Source organism: Granulicella sp. WH15 (assembly GCF_009914315.1).
Taxonomy (GTDB): Bacteria; Acidobacteriota; Terriglobia; order Terriglobales; family Acidobacteriaceae; genus Edaphobacter.
Window position 1 is genome coordinate 1774865 of sequence record NZ_CP042596.1, and the last position, 25229, is coordinate 1800093.

Genomic DNA, 25229 nt, shown 5'->3' on the forward strand with positions numbered 1-25229 from the left:
GAAGGTTTGCTTGGAGGCTTTGGCGCGGCGGCGATGTACAGCAGCTCGCCGATACGGTCTAGCGGTTGCCGGTGAGAGGCCGGTTCAAGCGAGTGTGGATTCTCGATACAGGAAGAAGATGAAATGGCCGTTGGTTGAAGGAGTCGTTCAATCGGCGGCCGTTTCTTGTCGCTGTTCGACAAGTCGGTTGAACATGGATTGCCATTCGCTGCGTGCTTTGTTCCGTTCAATGCATGGATGGAATGATTCGTTGTGGTGGGCTTTCTTTTAATATCAGACCGATATAGTCTCATATCGTCGAGGCGAGTAGCTTCGGTAAGTCCATACAAGTTCCGCAAGAGTCTTTTGGCGAAGCCTTGCGAGATTTGGGAGATCGAAACCTGCAGGCTGACGAGGCACGATGTCGTCGCCTGCAACTTCGTAGTTCAGGAGAAGTTGCATGGGTATGCTCGGCTTGCTCCATGTAGATCGTGTGCTCGATAGTGTCTGGCGATGGGGCTTAACGTATCGACGACAGCGTGAACCCACAGTGCTTACTTACTATGGGTTGCAGGAGAAGGATCTTCCCGGGCTGCTGCGGGATGCCTGGTCGCTTGATCCTGCGCATCCGCTTGAAGGCTTTGTAAGTCTGCTCGAGCGACGGCTCGATAACGTTGCGTTTCGCATGGGCTTTGCCGGAAGCTTTGCTGAGGCAAGAGCATTGATCGGACGAGGGCAGATTCTTGTCAACCGCCATCCGCCGCAGAGTGGCAGCTTGATGCTCTGGCCGGGCGATGTGATTCACTTCACCTCCAAGCCTTATGACGCAAGTGGGGTATCGAGGCATCTTCAGCAGAGACCGCTGCCCTCGTATCTTCAGTACCTGAACTCATGTATGGCAGACCGAGGAGTGATGCTCTCGCTTCCGAATCTCGGCCACTCTCCTTTTCCACTGTCGCAGTCCAACTCCCGTTGCAGTCGAACTTCTGCTCGCAGATTCCAGGAGGAATCCATGGCCGATTCACGTATTCTTCTCGCTCATACTCCACAGGGGGCGATCTTCGCCTGTCAGTGTGGTGCTATCCACATCACCGCCGGAGAGCTTGCCTTCTCGGTTACGCTTGAGGAGTTTGTCGTCATGTTGGAATTGCATCACCAGGCGATCAGTACGCTTGAAGCGAAGATTGTCGCGGTGCGTGAGCTGTGCCAGCGTCGTGAGACATTTACAAATACGAATCAGACGGTTCACTAGTTATAGACTCAAGTGCCCATCTCTCAGAAGAGAGATGGGCACTTGAGTAAGAACCATTTGCTTAGTGTTGTGTCTGGGCTAAGTCCGCGCCATTGATGCGTGCTGTCTCTTTGACCCAGTTCACGATCCTTGTGTCTGGGAGTAGAGCCTGTGTGGGCATCTTATAGGTCAGGCCGGAGAGACGTTTGCGAAGACCCTCTTCGATGCCGCCGTAGGAGAGTAGCAGGGGGACAATCAGTGCTGTGTTGCCAGATTTGTTGGCTTGTTCGACCTTCTCGCGCAGTTGCTGTGTGGCGGCATCTCTTACCGGCTTGTCGGCGTCATCGCGCAGAGTGAGAGACTGGATTGCGGCGTAGTGTGTTTGCTCGCCTAGCTCTTTGGCCAGAACGCCCATGTCGCTAAGCCAGAGCTTGTTCTCGTCGTCCGGCACGGGACCGTGGGCGACCAGGATGACTACCTCGTGCGCGGGATTGCTGCTGATGGACGCGGCGCGGTCGCGAAGGATCTCGGCGACGATGGGATGATGGTCGAGTGCGGATGCCATGTGAATGGGCACGGGGGAGACGATTGGTTTTTCGGCTTCGGATGATACAGCCGTGTCGTGCTGCATCGCTTCGTGATCCATCACCATGCCGTTGCCGTGATCCATGGAGGCAAACATCTTCAGGTCTTCCGGCTCTTGCTTGCGAAGGCCAAGAAGATAGGCTGTGCTGTCGATGACGGAGCTGTGCGAGCTTACAAAGAGCGGCACGGCTACTATGTCGGTAACGCCGCGCGCCACAAGTCGGTTGATGGCTGACTGCATGGTGGAGCGGGTGGCCATGCCGAAGGCGATCTCTGTGGGTGTTGTGAGATCGACCTGGTCGGCTACGTGGCGAACCTCTTCGTTCCACTCTTGCGCGCTGCCGCCGTGTGCGAGCAGAAGCACGCCTTCGCGCGTGGGCTTGTGCGGAGCCTGCGCGAAGGCGATAGCTGGAAGACAGGCGAGCAGAATTGCAGGATGTATCAAGGTTTTCTTCATCGTTACTCCAGGATGTCAGTGAGTGAATCGGCTGGGATTGGGTTTGAGATGTTGTAACGGTTCCTGGTCTAATTCCCCTGCGGCTACGATGACGGCAAGCGATTCCATCGCATGGCGGATGAGTCCGGCTGCCTGGGCGAAGGCGTCCGGGGCAAGCGTCACGGTCACGGGACCGAGACTGAGGTGGATCGAACTGCATTCGCAAAGACGAACTTTGCCCAATCCGGGGTACTCTGCCAACGTCACATTATTGCGATCCATTTTGTGTACCTCGAGCGATCTCGGAGACCTGTTTATTCGTGCGGGAAGGTGTAACGCAGGCCGATGCGGAAGGTTCTTCCGTAGTCGGTGCGATCGTAGGTGGGAGGGGTTTGCGTGAGCAGGCTGTCGCGGCTGTTGGCCAGGTTGTTGATGGCTCCGTAGGCCTGCAGGCCGCGATGAATATCCTTGGACGCGTAAAGGTTCCAGAGGGCGTAGGCCTGCTCGTGGGTACCATTGCTTAGTAGCCACTTGCCGAAGAAGTTGCCGCGGATGTTGGCGATGAGACCGAGGCGGTGCGAGACGTATTCGGTGCGGAAGTAGCCGGAGTTGCGGCTGCGTTCGGTGAGTGTTTGCTTGTCGGTGACGTCGTAGGGATCGAGATAGGCGTAGAAGCCATCGACCTTCAGGTTGCGGTTGAGGAGCAGGCTGCCGCGCAGGTTGATGCCTTGGGTATAGGCCTGATCGACGTTGGTGTAGACGAAGGTTTCGATGCCGGGTATGGCTCCGAAGGAGGGAGGGATGCCGTACTGGGCGAGCAGGGCATCGAGTGCGGCTTCGGTGGGCGGGAAGCCTGCGTCGATGTAGTTGATGAGGTGATTCAGGTTGTTGCGATAGAGGGTGATGCCGAGGCTGTAACGGTTGACCTGATAGTCGGCTCCGACGGAGTAGCTCTCGCTGTGTTCGGGCTTCAGGGTTGGGTTGCCGATGACCTGGTAGAAGTACTCGGGGTGGAGCAGGAGGTAGTACAGCTCGCCGAGGGAGGGGGAGCGGAAGCCTTTGCCGTAGGCGCTGCGAAGCGTCCAGTGATCGTTGACCTTGTAGACGAGGCCGATCTTGGGGACGACGTGGCTGCCGTAGAGGGAGTGGTGGTTGTAGCGGCCGCCGAGGTTGACGATCAGTCTCTTCCATGGCTGGATGCGGTCTTGCAGCCAGACGTCGTTCGTGGTGACCTGTTGGCCGTTGTCGTCGCCGACGATGCGGTTCAAGCCGCGATACGAGTCTTGCGACCACTCATCGCCGCCCTGGAGGAACTGCCATGAGCCGATCTGCTGCGATATGGTTGCGTCGGCGCGGTGATAGCACTCGTAGAGGTTGCCGTAATCGAACTGTGCGCCCTGGCTATTGTCCGTGCTGATGGGGGCGGAGTAAGAGTTGGAGTCGAAGCGGGCTTCATAGAGGCGAGTCTGCACGGCTGTGGTCGAGGTGGGGAGGAAGTCGCCGACGAGCGCATGGGTCTGGGTGCTGTCGTTGCTGGCGGCGTAGTCGTAGCCGGAGGAGGCTGTGCCGGTCATGTCGTCGCTCTTGCCGTTGGAGGAGTTGCGGTAGGCGTTGCCGGTGTATCCGATAGAAGCTCGCGGATTGACGCTGTAGCGCAGCTTGACGAGGCCGTCGTAACGCTGGTTGTTGGCTCCGATGGTGCTCTCGTCGCCGGGAAACAATGTGTAGGAGTTGATGTGGTGAAGCTCGAGGTCGGTGAACGCGGTCCATTGCTTCCACTGCGTGCCGAGGTCTAGATCGCCGTCGATGGCTCCCAGGGTTCCACCTGAGAGGCGGAGGCCACCCTCGATGGGATGGATAGGCTCATGCGTGATCATGTTGATGACGCCGCCGATGGCGTCGGTGCCATAGAGGGAGGAGGCTGCGCCGCGCACTACCTCTACGCGGTCCAGTCGGCCTATATTTTGTTGATCGAGGTCAATGATGCCGCTGTTGATGCCGCGTGCTCCTACGATGGGCAGGCCGTCTTGCAGGACCAGGATGTCCTGCGAGGCGACGCCGTCGATCTGCTCCTGCGATGAGCCTGAGTAGGAGGAGTTGTTGCGAGTGACGACGCCGGGCAACTCACTGAGTATGTCGGCCACGCTCTCGAATCCAGTACGCTCGATTCGTTGTTTGGTGACTACATCGATGGGCAGGGGAGAGTCCTGCTGTAGCTCTTTCACGCGCGATGCGGAGACCACGACGACGCTCTGTTCCACGGTGGCGACGGAGAGTGCGATGTCCGCGGGTGTGGACATGCTGCTGGACTTTACCTGGACTGAGCGGGTGTTCGGCGCGAGCCCCGATGCTGTGGCGGTGAGGATGTACTCGCCTGGGGAGACCTCTGCAAAGGTGTAGCTGCCGCTGTTGTTGGACTGCGTCTTTTGCGCCGTACCGCTCAGGGCGCTGCGCAGGGTTAGCTCTGCGTGCGCCACTGCGTTGCCCTGGGGATCGAGTACGCGTCCCGCGACATGCCTGCCGCTGCTTTGTGACCAGAGAGAGGTACAGCTCAACAAAACAAGTGCCAGTACTGTTTTTCGCATCGCCTCGCCTTTCGAGGTTGCGGAGGAGGCCCTTTAAGAACGAGCCTTCCACCTTGGTTGATCGATCTCCAGCTCTTCCAGGCGCTTCGCCAAAAGACTGCCTGAAAGAACGTCCGTTGTGATGTTTTCAAACGTCTTGTGCGGCAGGGATATGCCTGCCGCGCAACATTAAAACTGCGCAGGAGAGACGCCGCTGAGTGTGGAATGGAGTTTTCTTTTGTTGGGGTTGCCTTCTACTGCCCATGCAGCCATCTCCTTGTGGGTGAAGGCTGTCGAGCGACCCGGCAGGGCAGCGCGGCAACCTTCCTCGTCGACCTCCGAAACTGCCGTGGCGCTTCGCCAAAAGACTCCACGGAAGCTTCAATCTGAAATGCAGACTAATTTGGTCCTCTATTAAAAGCAACCATAGATCAGCAAACGGTACTATGCAAGCTCCGAAAGAATATTTGTAGCGTTGTGGTGCGGACTTCTTACTTCGAGTCGGTTAGGGGAAGCATGTAAATGGTGCGCAGCCAGTTCTCGGCATAAGACGGCCAATAGGAGATGGGGAGGAGGAGAGGCGAGGGCCGCAGTCGTGGCCGCCTTCGGCGAAGATGTGCAGCTCGGTGGGCACGTCGGCACGCTTTGGCATGGATGCAGGTGTGGTGAAGGAAGCTGGCTGGGCTAGAGCAAGATTCGGCAGCATATGGCTAACAAGAGCCCCTGTGTCGGCTGCTGCGATGGATTGAAGAAACTCACGTCTGCTCAGGGGATTCATGTTTGCCTTGGTTCCTCTTAGGTGTGAGCGATGAGCCGCAGACCTTCGCCTTCGGCGTCGATGCGCACTTCGCATGGGGTATTGAAGTACATGGTCGCAGGATTCTCGGCGGTGTATTCGGGCCAATGGGGGATGCTGTTGTGGTTTGGGTTGCCGGTGCGCGCGAAGTTTACCCAGGCTGTACTCATCTGTCTGGAAAGCGCAGATGCCTCGGGAGAGCCGGCGCTGTAATGGTCGCAGATATCGGCGTTATCGAAGACGAAGGCAAGCTCGGCGGCGTGGAAGGGGCCGGGTCGATCATCGAGTACGGGAGTGCGCCAAGAGTAGATGTAGCTGTAGACCGGGGCTGAGTGAAGAGCGGCTTTTCTGCGAGCCTGTTCGAAGGATCCATGACGGACAGAGGAGGCCGCAATCGTTGCATAAAGACTGAATGGATTGGCTTTGGGGTAGTCTCGCCGATAGGCTTCGATGATGGCTTGGCTCTTGTCGCCGAGGCCCTGCTGTATTAGACGATGTAGCTCTGCAAGGCTCATGCTATTTGCGTTGGGACGGTCCACTCCATTGATGAACTCGTTCAGATTGGTCCCGGTGATCATGGGCACTGAGGCAGAGATTGCGGGGGCCGCGGGATCGAAGGGATGTTGCGGCAGTACAAGGCCATCGGCTGTTGGACCCCAGCCGCTTAATCCGAAGGAGCGACGCAGGGGCGATCCTTCGATGTCAGGCATCTTCTTGATTGCCTCTACTCCTGCGCCCTCTAGACGATCGACTGAGACCTGCTGTAACTGGTCCACCTGAGATGGGGAAAGGCCAAGCTCCTTTAGAACGAGTTCAGCGACACGAGCGGAATACTCGGGGGGGAGGACCTTCAGGTATGGTCCGCTTTGCACGATTGCGCGGTGAAAGAGGCCCTTTGCCGCAGGCATGGCCATGAGAGCCAAGACCTTTCCGCCGCCACCGGATTGTCCGAAGATGGTGACGTTGTTCGGGTCGCCGCCGAAGTTGACGATGTTGTCGCGCACCCACTCCAGTACGGCAACAAGATCGAGCAAGCCGACATTGGCGGACTCGGCAAACTCTTTGCCTCCGAGCGAGGCAAGGTTGAGATAGCCGAAGACGTTCAGGCGATGGTTGTTTGTGACTGTAACGATATCGTGATTGCGAGCGAGGTTTTCGCCATCGTAGGAGAGTAGCTCATGGGCATTACCGCTCGTATAACCGCCTCCGTGCATGAAGACCATGACGGGGCGCTTATGGGTGCCGTTAATCTCGGGAGTCCAGACGTTGACGCGCAGGCAATCCTCGCCCATGACGGGTGCTGCTGCTCCTCGATGCAGAACGAAGGAGTCTTCGTCGGAGCTGGCGGAGTTGTGTCCGTCGGTGATGAAGTGCGCGGAGTCGCGATTCAGACAGACCCGCCCATACTGGAGAGCATTGCGAACTCCTGCCCAGGGCTCGGGCTTGGCTGGCGGCATAAAGCGCCGAGTGCCGCTGGTAGAGGCTCCGTAGGGTACGCCTTTGAAGGTGTAGATGCCATTGCGACGGTATCCGCGGAGTTTGCCGGTGGTGGTTTCGGTTATGGTTGTGGCATCCGATGCTGAGAGCTGTGCTGAGACTCTGGATCTGCTGACCGATGTGGCATTTTGTGAATGAGCGATTGGAGTGGCAAACAAGCTGGCCGCACTGAGGCTGGCTATGCCGCCGACGAAGGTTCTCCGCCCAGGTGAGGCTGGTGCTTCATCAATAGGACGGTTTGTCTGTTTCTCTGTTTTCTTCTTCACAGGATGCTCCAGGCTTTTCAGAATGAGACGATTCATTTTGTGGACGCTATGCGGTTGACAACCGGAGATTATCTAAATACAGTTCGGTTGTCGAATCTGCGCCAGATTGCTCAATATTCGATCACTCCACGAGTTGGCATCTCTGCAAATTGGACAGCTAGGTGCAGGCGTTTCTTCGAGCAAGGAATTCACATGAAGATATCGAAGTTTGTTGGTTTCGGTTTTGTTTGCATCTCGAGCCTGTTGGCCTATGCGCAGGCTGGACCGGCGCGCCCTGCGATTACTGGAATTTCGCACCTGAGCGTGTACAGCGCCGATGAAGCCAAGACTGAGTACTTCTATGTGCATGATCTTGGCGCGGTGAAGATGACCGATCCGGAGAATCCGCAAGGGGTTCGCTATTACTTCGGCCCCACGCAGTTTATTGAGGTGCTTCCGCTTCCGGCTGGTGAGACCTCGATCAATCGTCTCGATCACATGGCGTATCGGACTGCAGACGTAGAGGCGCTGCGCCGGTATCTTGAGGCCCACAGTGTTACTGTGCCGGGCAAGGCCGAACGTGGCAGTGATGGAAGCAGCTGGTTCGATGTGATGGATCCTGAAGGGAATAAGGTTGAGTTTGTTCAGGCCCCAACTAAGCCTGTCTCCATACCGATCAATCCGTTGAGCAGCCATATCATCCATATTGGATTCATGGCGCACCGGCAGGAGGTGGAGGATGCCTTCTATCGGACGATCCTGGGATTTCGCCCGTACTGGTTTGGCGGTGGCAAAGAGGGTGTCAAGAGCTGGATCTCGCAACAGGTTCCGGATGGAACCGATTGGGTGGAGTACATGATGGCGAGTGGTCCGGAGACCAGGGGGATTCCTGCCACGATGTCTCGTGCCGGACTGGGGAGCATGGATCACTTCTCGCTTGGGGTGGACAACATTGAGAAGACAACAGAACTGCTCTACGCTGGAGATCGACTGACGGGGAGAAACCTCAATGCTGGACCTAAGATTGGGCGCGATGGTAAGTGGCAGCTCAACCTCTTCGATCCAGATGAGACTCGTGCGGAGATCATGGAGTTTCAGCCGAAGGTAAAACCGTGCTGCTCACCGTTCACGGCGGAGAGTCCTATTAAAAAATAAGTCAGTTAGTTGAGGAGAGAAAGACTATAGGGTTTTTCTTTTCTGAAGCATCACTCCAGAGGATTCGCGTACGGCGAGCATGGCTGGAAGGCGGATTTTTTTACGCGGGCCGGTGACAGAACCGGTATTGATGCGGTCGATCAGGATTTCCATGCCGCGAGAGCCGATCTCCGACGCGGGTTGAACGATGGAGGTAATCGCGGGCCGGAAGATATCTTCCGAGGTTAGTTCGTCGAAGGTGACGAAGGCAATATCTCTGGGGGTGCTCAGGCCGGAGGCGATGATGCTGCGTAGCGCACCCATGCCGGAGAGGCCGTTCGTCGTGAAAAGAGCGGTAGGACGATTTCTGGGCTTGAGCAGACCTTTCTGGCAGACGCTCATCACCTCTTCCAGGTTGAAGGAACTGGACCATATCAGCGACTCCTGTACGGGTACTCCGCTTTTCTTGAAGGCCTGACGGTAGCCGCGAAGACGCTCCTGCTCGTTCTTGAGGGTGAGGGGACCGGTGAGAATTGCGATGCGGCGATGCCCCATAGAGAGCAGGTGAACGATACCCATCTCTGCTGCGGCGCGGTCGTCCACGCATACGGAGTCGACTTCGAACCCATCGGGGAGACGGTCCAGGTATACGACGGGCAGGTCGGATGATGAGAGCGGAGGTCGCTTGGCTCCAGCTGCGACGATGAGCAGAATGCCGTCGACCCGTTGCGAGCGCAGCAGGGCGATAAGCTCTGCTTCACGCTCGGAGCTTCCCTCGGATTCGGCGACAACGACAAAGTAACCGCGCTCACGGGCGGCCGACTCTGCGCCACGGATGACCTTGGGGAAGAAGGGAATCGTGATATCAGGCACGATGATTCCGACTGTGTGGGTCCGATTCGTTCTCAGGCTTCGGGCAATCAGGTTGGGCTGATAGTTCAGCTCTCGGATTGCTTTGAGCACTTTTTCCCGGGAGCGTTCTCCGACCGGGACTGACCCACTGATGACATTGGATACAGTTCCAGAAGAGACTCCAGCAAGTTTGGCCAATTCTTTTTGCGTCGGCATACCATCACACTTTACAGTACGGAAGATCGGCTAGGTATAGGCTGCAACTAGCTATTCCTTTCTGCGGAACGTGTCCCGCTTCTTTGGATACGTTGTGAAGTTGACATGTGTCTTCTCGTTTCCGTAGATTGAATGTCTTATTGAGACGTCTCATAAGTTTGAACTGGGTTCTGCATAAAGGAGTTTGTCATCTATGCCGAAGCGCGAACAATATCTGGAAGCTCTGCGAGTAGGAGATGGCATCCTGCGGCTTGCCCCGTGTTGGGTGCCTCGATCTTTTATGGTGCCGGGAGGTAGACTCCGGCTTCACCCGGATGATTTATATGCGCTGGGCGCACATCGAGGCGGCATCAATGAGCGCTGGTTCTCTTCCACGACTCACGCTTCGAATGGTCCTGGAACACCGGAAGATGAAGGTCTCAGCTATGTGATCTTCGGAGATCAACGTTTCTTGCTGAAGGAAGCGGTGGAGGTTATCGGCGATGATCTGCTGAGCGCGGATGTCATGCAGCGCGAAGGCGGTTGGAATATTTTGTGTAAGTTTTTCGACAACCTGGGCGCGATTCCTCATCACTTGCATCAGACGAACGAGTTCGCCAGCCTGGTTGGAAGCAAAGGAAAGCCCGAAGCCTATTACTTCCCCCCGCAATACAACGTGAAGGAAAATGACTTTCCTTTTACGTTTATGGGACTTGAGCCGGGGACAACGCGTGACGATGTGCGTCAGTGCCTTGCGGATTGGTCGCGTGGAGATAACGGCATTCTTGCTCACTCCAAGGCATACCGGCTGGAGCGCGGGACGGGATGGCAGGTGGACCCGGGTATTCTCCATGCACCAGGCTCACTTGTAACCTATGAACCGCAGGTCAATAGCGATGTCTTTGCGATGTTCCAGTCCATTGTGGATGGAAGAATTGTCGACCGTAGTCTGTTGGTGAAAGATGTTCTGCCAGAGTATTGGGATGATCTGGATTATCTGGTCAGCATGTTGAATTGGGAGCAGAATGTAAATCCTGAGTTTGCAAAGACGAATCGCGTGCTGCCCTTACCGATCAAGCCACCTGCAGAGACGGAGGTGAATGGCTATAGCGAACGGTGGGTCGTCTATGGAACCGGGTTTTATTCGGCTAAGGAGCTTACTGTTTTGCCTGGCAGAAGCGCGCTGATTCGGGATGGTGCTGCCTATGGTTTAATTCTCACGGAGGGGCACGGTACTTTAGGGAATTATTCGGTGGAGACGCCTGCCTTGATTCGTTTCGGTCAGCCGACGCAGGATGAGTTCTTTGTAAGTGCGGCTAAGGCCGCAGAGGGGGTGCTTATCAAGAACCTGAGTGAGACCGCTCCTCTGGTCATGTTGAAGCACTTTGGTCCAGGCAATCCTGATGCAGCATCTTTGCTAAAGCTGAAAGGATAAGCCGGTGTCTCAGAGGAGCCAGCATCGATTTCCGTTATTGCATAATGCGATGTGGCCTGGCCTGGTAGGCAAAGGGACGGGCTCGGAGCCACCGCTGTCGTTCGACACGATGCTGGAGCTTACGGCTGCGGCTGAAGTCGATGGTGTTCGCTTCGATGGCATTGACCTGATTCTTACGGCTCCCCATGTTGATATTGATTCAACTGAGGATGACCTGAAGAGGTTGTCGGACAAGATTGTTGCAAAGGAATTATCGGTAGGCTCGCTTGTCGCTCCGGTGTGGCCTGATCTTGGTGGCGGATCGGCTATGGGTAATGCTGAAGAGAACGCACGCTTTCTTACACAGGTAGAGAAGTCGTGCAGGATTGGGCATAGCTTGCGCAAGCTGGGGATTCGTTCTCCGGGTGTGATTCGGATCGACTCTGCTACGCCTCCTTCGGAGTGGGTGCGCAATCCGGAGGAGAATACGAAGCAAATTGCCCATACCTTTCGTGAGGCTTGTTTAATCGCGGAAGGCTATGGCGAGAGGCTAGCCGCTGAAGGTGAGATCTGCTGGGCCGGGATGCATACCTGGCGACGAATGGTAGAGCTGCTGGAGCTTGTGGGAAGGCCTGAGATTCTGGGGTTCCAGGCGGATATGGCGCATACGATGCTTTTTACTTTGGGTTATAACGCTCCTGAAGATCGCTTGTTGCCTGAAGATTTTGTCTGGAGCGAGCAAGAGTTATTTGCGAAGGCAATTGCGAAGATGGCGGATGCGCTGCGGCCGTGGACGATCGACTTCCATGTTGCGCAGAATGATGGAACGGTAAAGGGTTCGGGAGCCCACGATCGTACAGGACGTCACTGCCTGCCGAATGATCCCGAAGGCCGCATGAATATTGTGCGGGATGCCGGAGCATGGATGCGCGATGGCTCGGGGCATTTGACGAAGACCTTTCACCACATCTGCTGGGATGGCTGCATGTTCTCCAACGACGTGATGCTCGATAGCCGAACATGGAATGATGTTTTGGGGGCCATGATGAAGGTGCGCGCCGCGCACGGTTGGGATTGAAGGATGAGATCAGCGAACCAGGTGTTGAATGTTGGGTTAGTCGGTGGCGGCTTTATGGGGCGCACACACTCGAATGCTTATCGCCAGGCAGGAAAGTTCTTCGATATGCCGAGGCAGATGGTTCTGAAGGCGGTGTGCTCGCGCAATGCAGGCCGTGCGCAGGAGTTTGCCGATAACTGGGGGTATGAATCAATCGAGACCGATTGGCGCGCTTTGGTGGAGCGTGCCGATATCGACCTGATCGATATCGCAAGTCCGAATGATACTCATGCCGAGATTGCGATTGCGGCCGCACAGGCGGGCAAGATGGTGTTCTGCGAAAAGCCATTGGGCCGCAATGCCGCAGAGGCGTTGGCAATGGTGTGCGCTGTGGAAGAGGCTGCTGTGCCCAACATGGTTTGGTACAACTACAGGCGTGTACCGGCCGTCATGCTGTTGAAGCAGCTTATTGAAGAAGGTCGATTTGGCCGCATCTTTCACTATCGCGCGCAGTTTTTGCAAGATTGGACTATCTCCCCTGATCTTCCTCAGGGAGGCGGCGCCTTGTGGCGTTTGGATGGCAGTGTCGCGGGAAGCGGTGTAACCGGTGACCTGCTTGCTCACAATATCGATGCTGCACTTTGGCTCAATGGCGCTATCTCAGAGGTGACGGCTATGACCGAGACCTTCATCAAAGAGCGCAAGCATAATCTTACGGACCGAGTGGAACCGATTACCATCGACGATGCCAGCAGCGCGCTTGCTCGGTTTCAGAATGGTTCTCTTGGCCTCTTCGAGGCGACGCGATATGCGCGCGGACACAAGGCGCTCAATACCTTGGAGATCAATGGAGAGCATGCCTCGGCTATCTGGAATTTGGAAGATCTGCATCGCCTGAAGTACTTCGACTATCGCGATGATAAGCGCCTACAGGGATGGCGAGAGATCCATGTAAGCAGTACGGAACACCCTTATATGAAGCATTGGTGGGTTCCGGGATTGCAGATTGGGTTCGAGCATACATTCATTCATCAAGTAGCAGACTTTGTAAGTGCGCTAGAGGAGGGCAAGGCGGCACAGCCCACCTTCAGAGATGCACTTGAAACTGATCGTGTAACCGATGCCATCTTGCGTTCGGCCGTAAGCAGAACATGGCAAACCTTATAACCAGCTCGATGAAAGGGTAAGGCTCTATGCCACCTGTAACACGACGCGAGTTTATTACCGCGTCCGCGGCTTCTTTGGCGATTCTATCCTCCGGTGATTTACTCGGACTGTCGTCGGTTTCGTCCAGCACCGATGCGGGCAAGCCGTGGTACTCCACGGTGCGTCGTTGCGGGCAGCTCAACTTCAATGAGTCCGATCCGCTCACGGTGGATATCGATGCCTGGATGGACTACTGGGTCTCGTTGAAGGTGAATGCCGTGATGATCGGCGGAGGTGGCATCGTCGCTTCATATCCGACGAATGTTCCCTATCATCATCGCAGCCAGTATCTTGGATCACGCGATCTTACTGGCGAGGCAATTGCGGCCGCACGTAAACGTAATCTACGCGTGATAGTCCGTATGGATTGCAACTATGCCTATCAGGATGCTCTGAAAGCACATCCTGAGTGGTTTCATCGGATGCCTGATGGCTCGCCGCGGTTGGAACTGGAAGCCTCGTATCTGTATAAGACCTGCCTGTTCAGCAGTTATTTTACGGAGCAGATGCCGGCTATCTATCGAGAACTGCAGCAGCGTTACTCTCCTGACGCAATCTTCACCAATGGATGGCCCGGAACCGCGGCGCTTGAGGTCTGTCACTGCGTCAACTGCAAGAAGATCTATCAGGAGCAGACGGGAGGCGTTCCCCCCGCGACTACTAATGCGAAGAGCCCGGTCTATCGCAAGTACTACAAGGTTTATATGGATCGGATCATCGAGATCTGGAAGCTGTGGGACAGCACCGCGAAGGAGAAGAATCCGGAGGCCATCTACTTCGGTGATCTGGGCGGCGCGGGCCTGCAGATGATGAAAGATCTAAAGCCGATTGGCGATATTGCATCGTGGTACGCCGGTGACCATCAGGGGCGCGGAGGAGCCAACGTTCCGATCTGGGAGTGCGCTGCGCAGGGACGAATTGCGCAGTCCGTTATGGGGGGCAAGACCGTTACGAACATCGATGGCGCCTACAGTGATAGCCAGCCGAAGTGGCGCCATGTTAGCGCGCCCGCGGCTGAGATCAATCTTTGGATGGCCCAGGTGGCGGCATGCGGCATGGTGCCGTGGCATCACTGGCTGGGGGCTCGCCCGAAGATAACCGCTGGCGCGAGCCTGCAAAAAACTTTTATGGGTGGCTTGCGAAGAATGAGGAGCATTTCCGCAATCGTAAGTCGATGTCTGAGATTGCTGTACTTTATCCCCAGAGCACCATCGCTTTTTATCGTTCGGAAGGGGCAAGCGAAAGAAAGTTGAATGGAAGCAATATTGATCCGGAGGATCACCTTCAGGGGCTCTACTATTCCCTGTTGGAAGGGCGCTTCATCTTCGACTTTGTTCATCAGGAGAATCTTTCGGCGGCAACGCTGAAGCCCTATCGGGCTCTGTTGATTCCAAACGCTGCCTATCTGCGCGACAGCGAATGTGAGGCGATCCGACAGTATGTAGCATCCGGTGGATCCATCCTGGCTACCTTCGAAACCTCACGTTACAACGAATGGGGAGATCCACGGAGTGACTTCGCTCTGCAGGATCTCTTTGGCGTAAACTGCTCAGGCGACTTCGATAGCCATCCAATCGGGCCCGCGCTCAATAGTTATATGCACATTCGTCAGGAGCATCCAGTCTTAAATGGCTTTGCGGGTACTACGCTGCTTCCTGGTCCGGAGTTTAGAGTGCCAGTGGCTCTTAGAAAAAATGAGTCCTTGCAGCTTAGTGTGGTGCCGCAGTATCCTTCCGCCCTGCCTGAGCTTGCCTATCCTCGTGAACGCGAGACAAATGAGCCCGCAGCTGTATTTCGCCAAGTAGGTGCATCGCGAGTCGTTTATTTTCCGGGTGATGTAGATCGCACTGCGTGGCGTTCCGGTAATCCTGACTTCACTCATCTCATCGGCAACGCCGTTAGATGGCTGCTTGCCGGTAAAGAAGCCTCCGTCTCAGTTGAAGGGAAGGGCATGACAGAGATCTTCGCGTGGCGGACTGAGCCTGGGATTGCCATTCATATTCTGAACTACACCAATCCGAATATGACGCGCTCTCTTGTACGCGAGCTTTATCCCATTGGGCCACTGCATGTGAAGGTCGATATCCCTGAAGGGCAAAAGATTGCCAGCGTGCGAGCTTTGCGTTTCGGGCAGTCTCTGGTCTTTAAGAGAGCAGGCAGTCAGATACAGTTCGACATTCCAACGATTGAGGACTATGAGGTGATTGCGCTGACCTAGCTGGAACGTGGGGCGGCTGACTTTGTATTTTCAGTTGATAGCGCTCGACTAAGAACTTCTGAAAGTCTTTAGTCGAGCGCTATATTCATCAGTTGATCTTTCTCAACCAGATATTCCGAACCGATACCTTGCATGGAGCGCCTTCAAGCTCAATGCCGATTAAGCCTGAGATATTATTGGAAGAGTTGGCATCATCGTCGATATAGACGGCCATCAGTTGTCCGTTGATGATATGCATCAGCACGCCACCGCGAGCAATAATCTCGTACTGATTCCAGTCGTTGATCTTGATATATCCACCAAGGGCATCCCGGCTACCGATATCTCCAAGCAATCTCTGAGCTTTTCCAGGCTCCGACTCTGTGACCTGGCCGCGCCATGCAAGGATTCCAAGCGGTGTGTTTTCCGAATAAAACTGTCCGCTGTAGGAAAAGCTGTGCGGGTTCACCGGATACCAGAAGTCAGCCTGGGGGCCGGTCATCATCCACGTAAGCTTTGGCGGCACAACGCCGGGCTTGAACCCACGGATCCAGGGCTTGCCTACCGAACTTCGATACTGAATGCCGCTGCCGCCGCCGTTCTCCACCTTGATCTCAAGCTTTAAATCAAAGTCTTTTGCTTCCGTTCCGTGGTATGAGATATAGCTGTTTGGGCGTGGCTTATCCTTGGTCGATTCGCCTACGATAGCACCATCTTCCACTCGCCAGGTTTGGGGATCCCCATCCCAGTCCTTCAATGTTTTCCCATCGAACAAAGAAGTAAAGCCACTATGCTCATTGAATTCAATTGGATCGGGTTCGCGAAAATGCAATGTCTGGCTGCCCGGATTTGCTACCTGAGAAGCACTGGCTTCTGGTGCTGGAATCTGCTGTGCAAGCAGCGGAACTGATAACACTCCAAATAAAAGACAAGATAACAAACCCGGCAATATTGTGGCCTTGTACTTTCTAATGATCTTCATCTTTAGCATTAGCTCTCCCCCTTGAATGAACATAAGCTTTAACTCGTACAGCCCTTATTGTTTTGCCCAGTAGATAAAACTACCTGAGAAGTGCACGGTACGCGATGTAAGACTACTTGCAAATTTGTAATTCTTTTGAACGAGTCTCGTTGGATTCCGCATTGCAGAGCATCTTGTCGGATCTGGTGGTGCATGATTGCTGAAGTTCCCAGTATGCGCGTATTGTAACAATGAGACGTCTCATATTCCTTATACGCAGGAAGTCTTCAGTGAAGCTCCAATTAACTGCTGCCTGTGCGCTCGTTTGCGGGATTGCCCTAAGGGCTCAGACAACTGTGCCAGTATCACAGCAGGTTGATCTCTCTGATCGTTCTGCGTGGTCCGAGCTTTTTGATGGCAAGACGCTCGCCGGGTGGGACGGTGATCCCAAGGTGTGGAGCGTGCAGGATGGAAGCATTGTGGGCAGTTACAACACGCCTTCTGGTACACGCAATGGTGGAACCTACTTGGTTCTCAAGAATCTTACTCCTGCTAGTTTTGAATTGAAGCTCGAGATCAAACTGGAGGGAGAGAAGCCTGACAGCGGAATTCAGTACCGCAGCTATCTAACTCCACCGCGCCCCGACCCCAACCCTCCGCCACAGGATCCCCGTTGGAATATGGGAGGCTACCAGTTTGATGTTCATTATCTCGACTCCTGGACCGGTCAGATCGGCGAGAACGGCCCGCGGGCACGGGGCATCCTCGCCAAACGTGGCCAAATGGTAAAGGCCGAGGCCGGCAAGCCCCCACAGTTGATCGGTGATCTTGGGTCCCTCGAAAGCTTGGGCAAGTTCTACAAACTCGGGGAGTGGAATCAGGTCTATCTGATCGTACGCGGACATGAGTTCATCCAGATAATCAATGGACATGTGATGGCCATTCTGATTGATGATGATGCTACTCAATCAAGACCGAGTGGGCTCATTGGTTTGCAATGTTCTGGTCCAGGAACGCTTAAGGTATCCTTCCGTAACCTCTGGCTCAAAGAAATTGAGTGATAGCTCTTTGGGGATAAGTCAAAGCGTAGTCATCACTATGTGAGCACTCCGCTCCTGAATATAGTTGCCGGAGATGGTGGCTCACAGAATGCAGAGATGGGGGGGAGCTTGAAGTGATGAAGCAATCTGCCTTTCGGGCGGCACTTGCGGCTAACCGCGTCAATGTCAGCGCCGCGGCCCGACATCTGGGACTGAACCGCAGCATGCTTTATCGCAGTATGCGTGGTTTGCGAGTCGGACTGGCTCTCTCCGACGGCTCCAGGCTATTTTTGCCGGTTACGGATTGTGCGATGGCTAAGTCCCTGCATATACGTCATTTGGTCTAGATCAGCCTCAGTCTGGCGGCCCATGACATCTGTCCTCTTTGGCAAGACAATCGCATGAATCTCCCACGATGCCAAGTCTCGCGGATGTACTCTCCGTGAATTGTCCATAAACCTCTGGTCTGATGGCATCGACGGGGGAGCAAAGTTAGAATGCAAGAAGTCGCCCAGGATATTGCATGGGGACTGCCATCAGAGAGGAAGCTACGAATGAATTTTAAGTTTGGTTGGAGTCGCCGTTCCTTTTTATCCATGCTTGCAGCCGCCAGCGGAAGCCTGTTTGCCACGCATGAGGCGGGGGCAACGGGACTTGCCAAGAAGTCAACGGCGTCCAAGCCCTTGGTCGATGGCAACCCGATCGTGCCGATCACGTCCGGGCTCGGTTCTACGGGGGATATCTATGCAGAGCTGGGCGTTACTCCGCTGATTAATATCAATGGCACGGTGACTGTCATCGGTGGGTCGGTGATGAAGCCGGAGGTCATGGAGCTCATTCGCCGGGGCAACGAGCACTTCGTTCTGATCGATGAGCTCGAGGTCGCAGCGGGTAAGTTCATTGCAAAGCTGTGCAAGTCTCCTGCAGGCTACACGGGACTGGTGACCGGCGGCGCTGCTGCGGCGATGGTCGTGGCGTATGCAGGCATGATGACGGAAGATCTTGAGCCGCGTATCAAGGCCTGTCCTGACGTGACCGGTTTCCCCAGGACGGAAGTCATCATCCAGAAGAGCCACCGCTATGCATTCGACCATCAGATTCGGCAGACGGGCGCGAAGCTGATCGAGGTGGAGACGCGCGAGGAGATGATTGCCGCGATCAACCCGCGTACGTTGGCAATTCACTTCGTCAACATTCAGTCTGATAGGGGACAGGTAAGTGGTCCTGAGGTGGTTGCTATCGCCAAGGCGCACAACATCTATAGCTTCAACGACGCCTCGGCCGATGTGCCGCCGGTATCGCGGCTCTGGGAGTATCCGGCAATCGGCTTTGACATGGTTACCTTCAGCGGCGGCAAGGACATCTGCGGACCGCAGGCATCGGGCATCCTGATCGGCAAGGAAGAGCTGATTCACTGGTCTCTGCTGAACATGAGCCCGCAGGAAGATCGAATCGGACGTTGCTGCAAGGTCGGCAAGGAGACCATCTTCGGTCTTCTGAAGGCGCTTGAGATCTTCGTCAACCAGGACTACGACGCAACCCTGCGGATGTACGACGCGCGGGCAAAGGTGATCTCCGATGCTGTAGCAAAGTTTGGCGTGACGGCTCTGCCGCGTGAGTTCAATCCCAATGCGCTCGGCAACGTTACGCCGCGTTATAGCTGGCATATCGATCCCAAGCTCAAGATCACCGGGCCGGAGGTGATGCAGAAGCTTGCTGATACCAGGCCGATCGGAATCGGCAGCATGGGCGCGGGCGCGAGCGGTATGCGCGGACGCAACCCGGATGAGCCGAAGGGGGCTGCGCCAAAGCCTTCGCGTCATAACGGCCATGGCGAAGATCCGACCAGCTTCGGTTTTGCTGTCTGGCAGATCAAGGACGGGGAAGACAAGGTCATTGCCGACCGGCTCGTCGAGATCTTCAGCGAGGCTGCGAAGGCTTAGCCTTCATCCTGCATCTGTTTACACGGTGATCCTGCTTCTGTGGTCGTCTACCGTTTGCATTGAGACGTTGTTGCTGCGTGTGCCTGCTGATTACTGGAATCAGCAGGCACATGCAACAGGACACGAAGCATGGATCGAGGATGCAGCATGATGTTCTGTCGTTCGTTGTCTACTGCCTGCGCGCTGCTTGCGCTTGCTCCACTTGCGGGATTCGCGCAGAGCCAGGCGAAGCAGGATAAGCTCGTCCATCTGAATCAGATCCAAGTGATCGGCACGCACAACAGCTACAACACCGGCTTCGCGCCAAGCGAGGCGAAGTTCTTCTCTGCACAGTACCCCAAGGCATATCACGGTCTTGAGTATCATCACCAGACCCTTGCCGAGCAGCTTTCAGGCGGTGTGCGGCAGTTGGAGCTGGACATTGTTCAGGACCCCAAGGGGGGCAGGTTCGCGCATCCCAAGATTGTGGGGATTACGAAGGAGCAGGGGCTGCCCGCCGACCCGGACTTCGATCCCCAGCACGAGATGGAGAGGCCTGGATTCAAGGTTGTGCATCTAGGCGATCTGAACGAGCGTAGCAGCTGCCAGAGCTTCGTTCATTGCCTGCAGGATATTCGCGGGTGGTCCAAAGCGCATCCCGACCACATGCCCATCTTCGTGCTTGTCGAGGATAAGCAGGGGCGTATCAGCCAGCTTCCGGGTGCAGTCGAGGCTGAACCGTGGACGGCGGAGACCTGGGACGCGCTCGATCGCGAGATTCATTCCGTCTTTCCGGAAAAAGAGATCATCACTCCCGACATGGTGCGCGGTCGCTATGCCACGCTTGAGGAGGCTGTGCTGGCTGGACAATGGCCTACGCTGGCGAAGTCCCGTGGCAAGGTCGTCTTCCTTCTCTACATCAAAAAATCCGCTCCAGCCTACATGAACGGTCATCCTTCGTTGCGGGGGCGTGTCCTGTTCACGAACTCTGATCCAGGACAGCCGGAGGCGGCCTTTGTCGAACGGGATAGTGGCACGCCGGAGATCATCGACCCTTTTATCAAGAGTGGTTATCTCGTCCGAACACGGGCAGATTTCAATACCGATGCCGGACGTAACAACGATACGGCCCGTCGCGACAGCCTGCTTTTGAGTGGTGCGCAGATGATAAGCACGGATTTTCCGCTCACGGAGCCTGCGCCATGGAGTGGCTATACCGTCGGCCTTCCGCACGGTCTTCCGGCGCGCTGCAATCCTGTCAACGCACCTTCTGGTTGCAAGGATGAGCTTCTGGAGCCACATACGAAGAGCGGTGGGGAACCATCGCCTTCGAACCATCCTTAGTGCTTAGCGGTTCATCCGAGGGATCGCATGAACCGCTAAGTAAAGGGCATGGCTCGTTAGCGTAATAGCTCAGGCTTCGTCGATGCCAGGGTGGCGATCAGCTCACCGAAGAGCGTGTTCGCCCAGGCAAACCATGGGCGCGTGAATCGGGCGGCATCATCCTTGAAGTAGCTTTCGTGCATGAAGCCGGTTCCTGCAGCAGACCGCTTCAGCATGGTCAGGGCACGACGAATCTCCTGGTTGGAGGTGCTCGTCAGGGCATAGACCATCTGTGACATGGGCCAGATCATGTCTTTCCCGATATGCGGACCTCCGATGCCCTCACCGGCTGAGCCCTGAAAGAACCACGGATTGCGGGTGCTCCAGACAAATTGACGAGTGCGGGCGTAGAGAGCCGGGTCCGGCGAACTCTTGAGGTACGGCAGGCCCAGCAGGCTGGGCACGTTGGCATCGTCCATCAGCAGATGGCTTCCGAATCCATCGACTTCGTAGGCCCAGATGGTTCCCGAGGTGGTAGGAACGATGGCGTGCTGCTGGAGAGCGCGCTCGACCTCGGTCGCGAGTGACTGTGCTTCCATGGCGAGTCCATCGTCGTGCAGGACGGCGTGAGCCATCTCGGCAAGCTGGCGTAGAGAGGTAACCGCGAAGAGGTTTGAGGGCACGAGAAATGGAAAGACGCAGGCATCGTCGGAGGGACGAAAGCCCGAGGCGATCAGGCCGACCGGGTTGACGGGATTGCCATAGCCATCGGCAGGTAGAGTCTCGGTCGAGACCTCGGAGAAGCGTTGGAAGTGGTATGGGCCGGCTCCGTTTTTGCGCTGCTGCGTCCGCATGACTCCCACCACGGTCTTCATCGCCTGCTGCCACATTGCGTCGAAGGGGGCGGTGCTACCGGTCTGTCGCCAGTATCCGTGGGCCAGGCGGATGGGATAGCAGAGAGAGTCCAGTTCATACTTGCGTTCGCCGACGCCCTGTTTGAGATCGGTCTTGTCTTTCAGGCTCCAGGGAAGAGGAGGTGCATTGAGGTCGGCCATGAAGGCATTGGCGTATGGGTCGATCAGAAGGCATCGCGTCTGACGCCGGATAACCCCTTCGAGCAGGTGAGCGAGTGCAGGATCTTTCGCGGCAAGCGGAAGATACGGCCAGACTTGTGCGGACGAGTCGCGCAACCACATGGCGGCAATATCGCCGGTGATGACGGTAGTGTCGGGCTTGCCTTCAAAAGATCCTGTTTCTACGGTCGTATCCAGTGTATTTGGGAAGCAGGCAACGAATAAGGCCGCAAGAGCTGGATCGCCGATCTGTCGGCTGGTAGACGTAATAAATTGTTCGACGGTGGCGTTCTGGAACCTGCGATCAGATGGCTTCGGTCTCGGGGATAGCGGTGTTTCCGGGACCGTGCTTGCAAGAGCGAGACCGGGCCAGCACGAAAATAAGCTGAGATCAGCGGCTATTGCTGTGATGGACTGTAGCGCCATGCGTCGCGTAAGTGGCTTTTTCATAAATCCCGAATTCATTTGCTCTCTTTGTGTGATGACTTCTTCACGAGGTCGGTCATAGGTCCTATACCTATCTCAAATTTAAGTGCGATCCTTTGAAATAGGGCGTCGATGAGGTGTCTGATGCAGGTTGTCGGCGCGAAATAAGCAGTGCTTTCCATGTATTTGCATTGATCGATGGACTCCGCACCCGTCCACCTATTCGCACTACTTCATGCTACTTCGCACTATTTCAGAAAGAAGAAGAACTTGAATGACCTCATAGTTATCTCATCTTTCTAAGAGAAGTCCGCTTTCGCTTGAGACAAATGCCCTAGTGGGGACGAGCTAAGTCCCTCGACGTTGAATTAGAGTTCAAGAAGCACTATTGCCAGTTGATAGACTGCGCATCAGGAGAGAACGATGGTCGCCGGACGCCGTACACGAGTCAGACTTTTTCTAGCCTTCTGGCTCTTTATCCTAAGCGGCATCGCCTTTCTCGACCGCACCAACATCTCTATCGCTGGACTTCAGATCAGCCAGGAGTTTGGTCTAGGCAATCAACGGCTTGGTTGGATATTCTCAGCCTTCCTCATTGGGTATGCTGGTTTTCAGCTTCCCGCAGGCGTTCTTGCGGCGCGTTTTGGTCCTCGGCGTGTACTTACGCTTGGAGTCTTGTGGTGGGGAATCGCTACTGCGTTGACCGCGCTGCTACCTTCGAACATTCCGCACGCGCTAGTTCTTCTCATCGCCATTCGATTCGTTCTCGGGGCGGGAGAGGCGGTGATTTATCCTGCGGCGAACCAGTTTGTTGCGCGCTGGGTGCCTCAGCAGGAACGTGGTTTCGTCAACGGCCTCATCTTCGCTGGAGTGGGGGCTGGCAGCGGGCTAACCCCGCCGCTCCTCACCTGGATCATCGTAGAGCATGGATGGCGTGCAGCGTTCTGGTTCAGCGCAGTCGTGGGCTTCATTGGAGGCGCCATCTGGTGGTTCTTGGCGCGCGATACCCCGGAAGAGCACCCAGGAGTCTCGCGTGCGGAGTTGCAGGAGATTCGCGAGGGGCTTTTGGTGAGTTCGCCGGATCGTGACTTTACGCAATCCGGCGCCAGCACCAGCATCTCCTGGAAAGCGATCTTCACCCGTAAGGATCTGGCCGCCCTGATGGCCGGCTACTTTAGCTTTGGCTATATTGCGTGGGTCTTTTTTAGCTGGTTCTTTCTTTATCTGGCCCAGGTTCGTGGATTCGATCTCCGGTACAGCGCACGTTATGCCATGCTGCCGTTTCTCTGCATGACGATCTTCAGCCTGGTCGGTGGAAGCTTGTCCGATCGGCTCACCCGCATGTATGGCTTGCGTGTCGGTCGCTGCTACCTTGCTTCTGTCTCGCTATTTATTACCGCGATCTTTCTCGTGATCGGATCGCAGGTTCGCAGTCCTCAGCTTGCAGGCATCATTCTGGCTGGCGGAGCTGGCGCTCTCTACCTCTCGCAGAGCACGTTCTGGTCAGTGTCAGTCGATATTGCAGGCCGCAGCTCCGGCGTCTTTTCGTCGATGGTCAACATGGGCGGGCAGCTCGGCGGGGCGCTCACCGCTTCGTTGACGCCCTGGATCGCACAGCGCTTCGGCTGGACGACATCCTTCGCCGTTGCCGCCGGAATGGCAGTCGTTGGGGCATTATGCTGGCTTGTCGTTCACCCCGAACGCGCTCTTGAATCCTCGGAGTCGCATTTGATGAAAGTTTAACGCTTGCATTACATATGCAAAATGTGATGCCTTAGATGTGTGCTTGAAAATTTAAAGCGGATGCGGCTGTGGCTGCTGCTCTTCTGGTGTGTCATTCTGCCACGGCTTGAGGGGCAGGTTGTACCGATGCCGTACACCCCTGTGCCTCCGGTTGTGCAGGATCTTCCATCGCCACCTGCCTCCTCCAGCGTGCCGCTGAACGAGCCTAAGACTGTCATCCGTGGCTGGTCGTCCGGTAGCGAGCTTGACTCGGCGTTGCGGCATGAGGACGAAATCTCACTCGATCCAAGCCACTCTGAGATCGTTTTCTTCTTTGCCACCGCATCTCACGCTGACTCCCCGGTCGAATTTCGCTATCGGCTCTACGGCTCCGATTCGGATTGGACAGTCACAGACGGTCGCGTTGCGCACTACCGGCGTCTCGCTCCTGGCCGCTACCGCTTTGAAGTACAGGCAAGGACGAAGGGCGAGCCCTGGGGCGGCGCAGTGGCGGTACTCGATGTCCAGCAACGGCCATTTTTCTACCAGACTTGGTATTTCTATACTCTTCTCTGCCTCTGCCTCGTAGCCCTGGCAGGACAGTTGCTGAGCCAGCGGGATCAGCTCCTCAAAGGGCAGATTGCTATGGTACTTGAGGAGCGTAACCGCATCGCGAGCGACTGCCATGACACGTTGATGGCTGGCTTCGCTGCTATCTCCTGGCAGCTTGAGGCCACGGCCAAGCTCTTCCGTGATGCGGGTGCCGCGGAAAACCCCGCGGCTCAGTCCTGTGAACTGGCCCGCAGCATGGTCGCGCACTGCCAGGCAGAGGCACGCCGCATCATCTGGGATCTGCGTGATTCGCAGGAGGTTACGAATATTCTTTCCCAGGCGCTGTTACGGGCCATGAGCACTCATCGCCTTCACGAGAGGGTCGGGACGAATCTAGACGTGCAGGGCGATGAGATTCCTCTTCCTCCGGGAGCCGTTCACCACCTGGTTTGTATTGGCCAGGAGGCGGTAACTAACGCCATTCGCCATGCAGAATCCTCTAATATTCACGTCAGCCTGCGTTATGATAACGAATCATTAAAATTACTTGTTCGAGATGATGGTCGTGGCTTCGATTTGACCGATCAAGCCACACGCAACGGCCACTTTGGCATCCTGGTTATGGATGAGCGAGCGCGCAAACTTGGAGGCGTATTGCACATTACTACCTCGGCAGGCTCCGGTACGGAGGTTGCCGTCACCGTTAGCTTCAAGGCGATTCATCAGCCCCCACATCAACAGCACTTTGTCGTGCCGTGGATCGGCGTGTAAAGTCAGCCAGAACAAGTCCATCTCATTGAACAGGTATACAGGTCTCCCTGG

Annotated in this window: 19 protein-coding genes; 12 read left to right on the top strand and 7 right to left on the bottom strand. The window is 55.8% G+C overall.

Annotated features, from left to right (window positions below; all coding sequences use genetic code 11):
* Nucleotides 1-439: 439 nt before the first annotated feature.
* On the top strand, nt 440-1231 hold the full coding sequence (locus FTO74_RS07400) for a S4 domain-containing protein (protein WP_162537572.1): 792 nt from the start codon (nt 440-442) through the stop codon (nt 1229-1231).
* Between the two features lie 61 nt (nt 1232-1292).
* Here FTO74_RS07400 and FTO74_RS07405 read toward each other — a convergent pair whose 3' ends face one another.
* From FTO74_RS07405 to FTO74_RS07420, 4 genes are all read right to left on the bottom strand, one after another.
* Nucleotides 1293-2252, bottom strand: coding sequence for a CbiX/SirB N-terminal domain-containing protein (locus tag FTO74_RS07405; protein ID WP_162537573.1), 960 nt, complete (start codon nt 2250-2252; stop codon nt 1293-1295).
* 15 nt (nt 2253-2267) lie between these two features.
* The gene (locus FTO74_RS07410) at nt 2268-2513 is read right to left on the bottom strand and encodes a hypothetical protein (protein WP_162537574.1); all 246 of its coding nucleotides are present in this window, start codon (nt 2511-2513) and stop codon (nt 2268-2270) included.
* A 32-nt stretch (nt 2514-2545) separates the two neighbouring features.
* Nucleotides 2546-4816, bottom strand: coding sequence for a TonB-dependent receptor (locus FTO74_RS07415; RefSeq protein WP_162537575.1), 2271 nt, complete (start codon nt 4814-4816; stop codon nt 2546-2548).
* 774 nt (nt 4817-5590) lie between these two features.
* Nucleotides 5591-7354 (bottom strand): carboxylesterase/lipase family protein, encoded by a 1764-nt coding sequence (locus FTO74_RS07420; RefSeq protein WP_162537576.1) that lies wholly within the window; start codon nt 7352-7354, stop codon nt 5591-5593.
* A gap of 3 nt (nt 7355-7357) precedes the next feature.
* Here FTO74_RS07420 and FTO74_RS07425 point away from each other — a divergent pair, with 3 nt between their 5' ends.
* Nucleotides 7358-8488: a VOC family protein gene (locus FTO74_RS07425; protein ID WP_255462552.1), complete on the top strand. Its 1131-nt coding sequence runs from the start codon at nt 7358-7360 to the stop codon at nt 8486-8488.
* A 24-nt stretch (nt 8489-8512) separates the two neighbouring features.
* On the opposite strand, the gene FTO74_RS07430 is transcribed toward FTO74_RS07425, so the two are convergent.
* Nucleotides 8513-9535 carry a LacI family DNA-binding transcriptional regulator gene (locus FTO74_RS07430; protein ID WP_162537577.1) on the bottom strand — a complete coding sequence of 341 codons (1023 nt, stop codon included), beginning with the start codon at nt 9533-9535 and terminating at the stop codon, nt 8513-8515.
* Between the two features lie 193 nt (nt 9536-9728).
* Here FTO74_RS07430 and FTO74_RS07435 point away from each other — a divergent pair, with 193 nt between their 5' ends.
* From FTO74_RS07435 to FTO74_RS07455, 5 genes are all read left to right on the top strand, one after another.
* The gene (locus FTO74_RS07435) at nt 9729-10949 is read left to right on the top strand and encodes a hypothetical protein (RefSeq protein WP_162537578.1); all 1221 of its coding nucleotides are present in this window, start codon (nt 9729-9731) and stop codon (nt 10947-10949) included.
* A 49-nt stretch (nt 10950-10998) separates the two neighbouring features.
* The gene (locus FTO74_RS07440; RefSeq protein WP_162537579.1) at nt 10999-12006 is read left to right on the top strand and encodes a TIM barrel protein; all 1008 of its coding nucleotides are present in this window, start codon (nt 10999-11001) and stop codon (nt 12004-12006) included.
* 3 nt (nt 12007-12009) lie between these two features.
* Nucleotides 12010-13152, top strand: a complete 1143-nt coding sequence (locus tag FTO74_RS07445; protein WP_162537580.1) for a Gfo/Idh/MocA family oxidoreductase — start codon at nt 12010-12012, stop codon at nt 13150-13152.
* Nucleotides 13153-13226: 74 nt separating this feature from the next.
* Nucleotides 13227-14444 (top strand): hypothetical protein, encoded by a 1218-nt coding sequence (locus FTO74_RS07450; protein ID WP_162537581.1) that lies wholly within the window; start codon nt 13227-13229, stop codon nt 14442-14444.
* Complete coding sequence (locus FTO74_RS07455) at nt 14366-15409, top strand: beta-galactosidase trimerization domain-containing protein (protein WP_162537582.1); 1044 nt, start codon at nt 14366-14368, stop codon at nt 15407-15409. Before FTO74_RS07450 ends, FTO74_RS07455 begins: the two co-directional genes overlap by 79 nt.
* 88 nt (nt 15410-15497) lie before the next feature.
* On the opposite strand, the gene FTO74_RS07460 is transcribed toward FTO74_RS07455, so the two are convergent.
* The gene (locus FTO74_RS07460) at nt 15498-16370 is read right to left on the bottom strand and encodes a DUF1080 domain-containing protein (protein ID WP_162537583.1); all 873 of its coding nucleotides are present in this window, start codon (nt 16368-16370) and stop codon (nt 15498-15500) included.
* Between the two features lie 269 nt (nt 16371-16639).
* On the opposite strand from FTO74_RS07460, the gene FTO74_RS07465 reads away from it, so the two are divergent.
* The 3 genes from FTO74_RS07465 to FTO74_RS07480 all read left to right on the top strand — a co-directional run bounded on the left by FTO74_RS07465 (nt 16640) and on the right by FTO74_RS07480 (nt 20655).
* The gene (locus FTO74_RS07465) at nt 16640-17410 is read left to right on the top strand and encodes a DUF1080 domain-containing protein (RefSeq protein WP_162537584.1); all 771 of its coding nucleotides are present in this window, start codon (nt 16640-16642) and stop codon (nt 17408-17410) included.
* A gap of 575 nt (nt 17411-17985) precedes the next feature.
* Nucleotides 17986-19332 carry an aminotransferase class V-fold PLP-dependent enzyme gene (locus tag FTO74_RS07475; RefSeq protein WP_255462553.1) on the top strand — a complete coding sequence of 449 codons (1347 nt, stop codon included), beginning with the start codon at nt 17986-17988 and terminating at the stop codon, nt 19330-19332.
* Nucleotides 19333-19479: 147 nt separating this feature from the next.
* On the top strand, nt 19480-20655 hold the full coding sequence (locus tag FTO74_RS07480) for a phosphatidylinositol-specific phospholipase C1-like protein (protein WP_255462554.1): 1176 nt from the start codon (nt 19480-19482) through the stop codon (nt 20653-20655).
* A 56-nt stretch (nt 20656-20711) separates the two neighbouring features.
* Here the strand turns inward: FTO74_RS07480 and FTO74_RS07485 are convergent, their stop codons facing one another.
* On the bottom strand, nt 20712-22172 hold the full coding sequence (locus tag FTO74_RS07485) for a glycoside hydrolase family 125 protein (RefSeq protein ID WP_345934154.1): 1461 nt from the start codon (nt 22170-22172) through the stop codon (nt 20712-20714).
* Between the two features lie 384 nt (nt 22173-22556).
* On the opposite strand from FTO74_RS07485, the gene FTO74_RS07490 reads away from it, so the two are divergent.
* Both FTO74_RS07490 and FTO74_RS07495 read left to right on the top strand, forming a co-directional pair.
* A complete protein-coding gene (locus tag FTO74_RS07490) occupies nt 22557-23876 on the top strand; it encodes an MFS transporter (protein ID WP_162537588.1) in 1320 nt (439 codons plus the stop codon).
* Nucleotides 23877-23915: 39 nt separating this feature from the next.
* The gene (locus FTO74_RS07495) at nt 23916-25178 is read left to right on the top strand and encodes a histidine kinase (protein ID WP_255462555.1); all 1263 of its coding nucleotides are present in this window, start codon (nt 23916-23918) and stop codon (nt 25176-25178) included.
* Nucleotides 25179-25229 lie beyond the last annotated feature (51 nt).

Bases quoted from the DNA above. Each gene is read 5' to 3' on its own strand.
- FTO74_RS07485 (WP_345934154.1), bottom strand. From the start codon at position 22,172: ATGAATTCGGGATTTATGAAAAAGCCACTTACGCGACGCATGGCGCTA.
- FTO74_RS07430 (WP_162537577.1), bottom strand. From the start codon at position 9,535: ATGCCGACGCAAAAAGAATTGGCCAAACTTGCTGGAGTCTCTTCTGGA.
- FTO74_RS07475 (WP_255462553.1), top strand. From the start codon at position 17,986: ATGCTTGCAGCCGCCAGCGGAAGCCTGTTTGCCACGCATGAGGCGGGG.
- FTO74_RS07490 (WP_162537588.1), top strand. From the start codon at position 22,557: ATGGTCGCCGGACGCCGTACACGAGTCAGACTTTTTCTAGCCTTCTGG.
- FTO74_RS07425 (WP_255462552.1), top strand. From the start codon at position 7,358: ATGCTCCAGGCTTTTCAGAATGAGACGATTCATTTTGTGGACGCTATG.
- FTO74_RS07400 (WP_162537572.1), top strand. From the start codon at position 440: ATGGGTATGCTCGGCTTGCTCCATGTAGATCGTGTGCTCGATAGTGTC.
- FTO74_RS07435 (WP_162537578.1), top strand. From the start codon at position 9,729: ATGCCGAAGCGCGAACAATATCTGGAAGCTCTGCGAGTAGGAGATGGC.
- FTO74_RS07405 (WP_162537573.1), bottom strand. From the start codon at position 2,252: ATGAAGAAAACCTTGATACATCCTGCAATTCTGCTCGCCTGTCTTCCA.
- FTO74_RS07460 (WP_162537583.1), bottom strand. From the start codon at position 16,370: ATGAAGATCATTAGAAAGTACAAGGCCACAATATTGCCGGGTTTGTTA.
- FTO74_RS07440 (WP_162537579.1), top strand. From the start codon at position 10,999: ATGTGGCCTGGCCTGGTAGGCAAAGGGACGGGCTCGGAGCCACCGCTG.
- FTO74_RS07415 (WP_162537575.1), bottom strand. From the start codon at position 4,816: ATGCGAAAAACAGTACTGGCACTTGTTTTGTTGAGCTGTACCTCTCTC.
- FTO74_RS07410 (WP_162537574.1), bottom strand. From the start codon at position 2,513: ATGGATCGCAATAATGTGACGTTGGCAGAGTACCCCGGATTGGGCAAA.
- FTO74_RS07480 (WP_255462554.1), top strand. From the start codon at position 19,480: ATGATGTTCTGTCGTTCGTTGTCTACTGCCTGCGCGCTGCTTGCGCTT.
- FTO74_RS07445 (WP_162537580.1), top strand. From the start codon at position 12,010: ATGAGATCAGCGAACCAGGTGTTGAATGTTGGGTTAGTCGGTGGCGGC.
- FTO74_RS07455 (WP_162537582.1), top strand. From the start codon at position 14,366: ATGTCTGAGATTGCTGTACTTTATCCCCAGAGCACCATCGCTTTTTAT.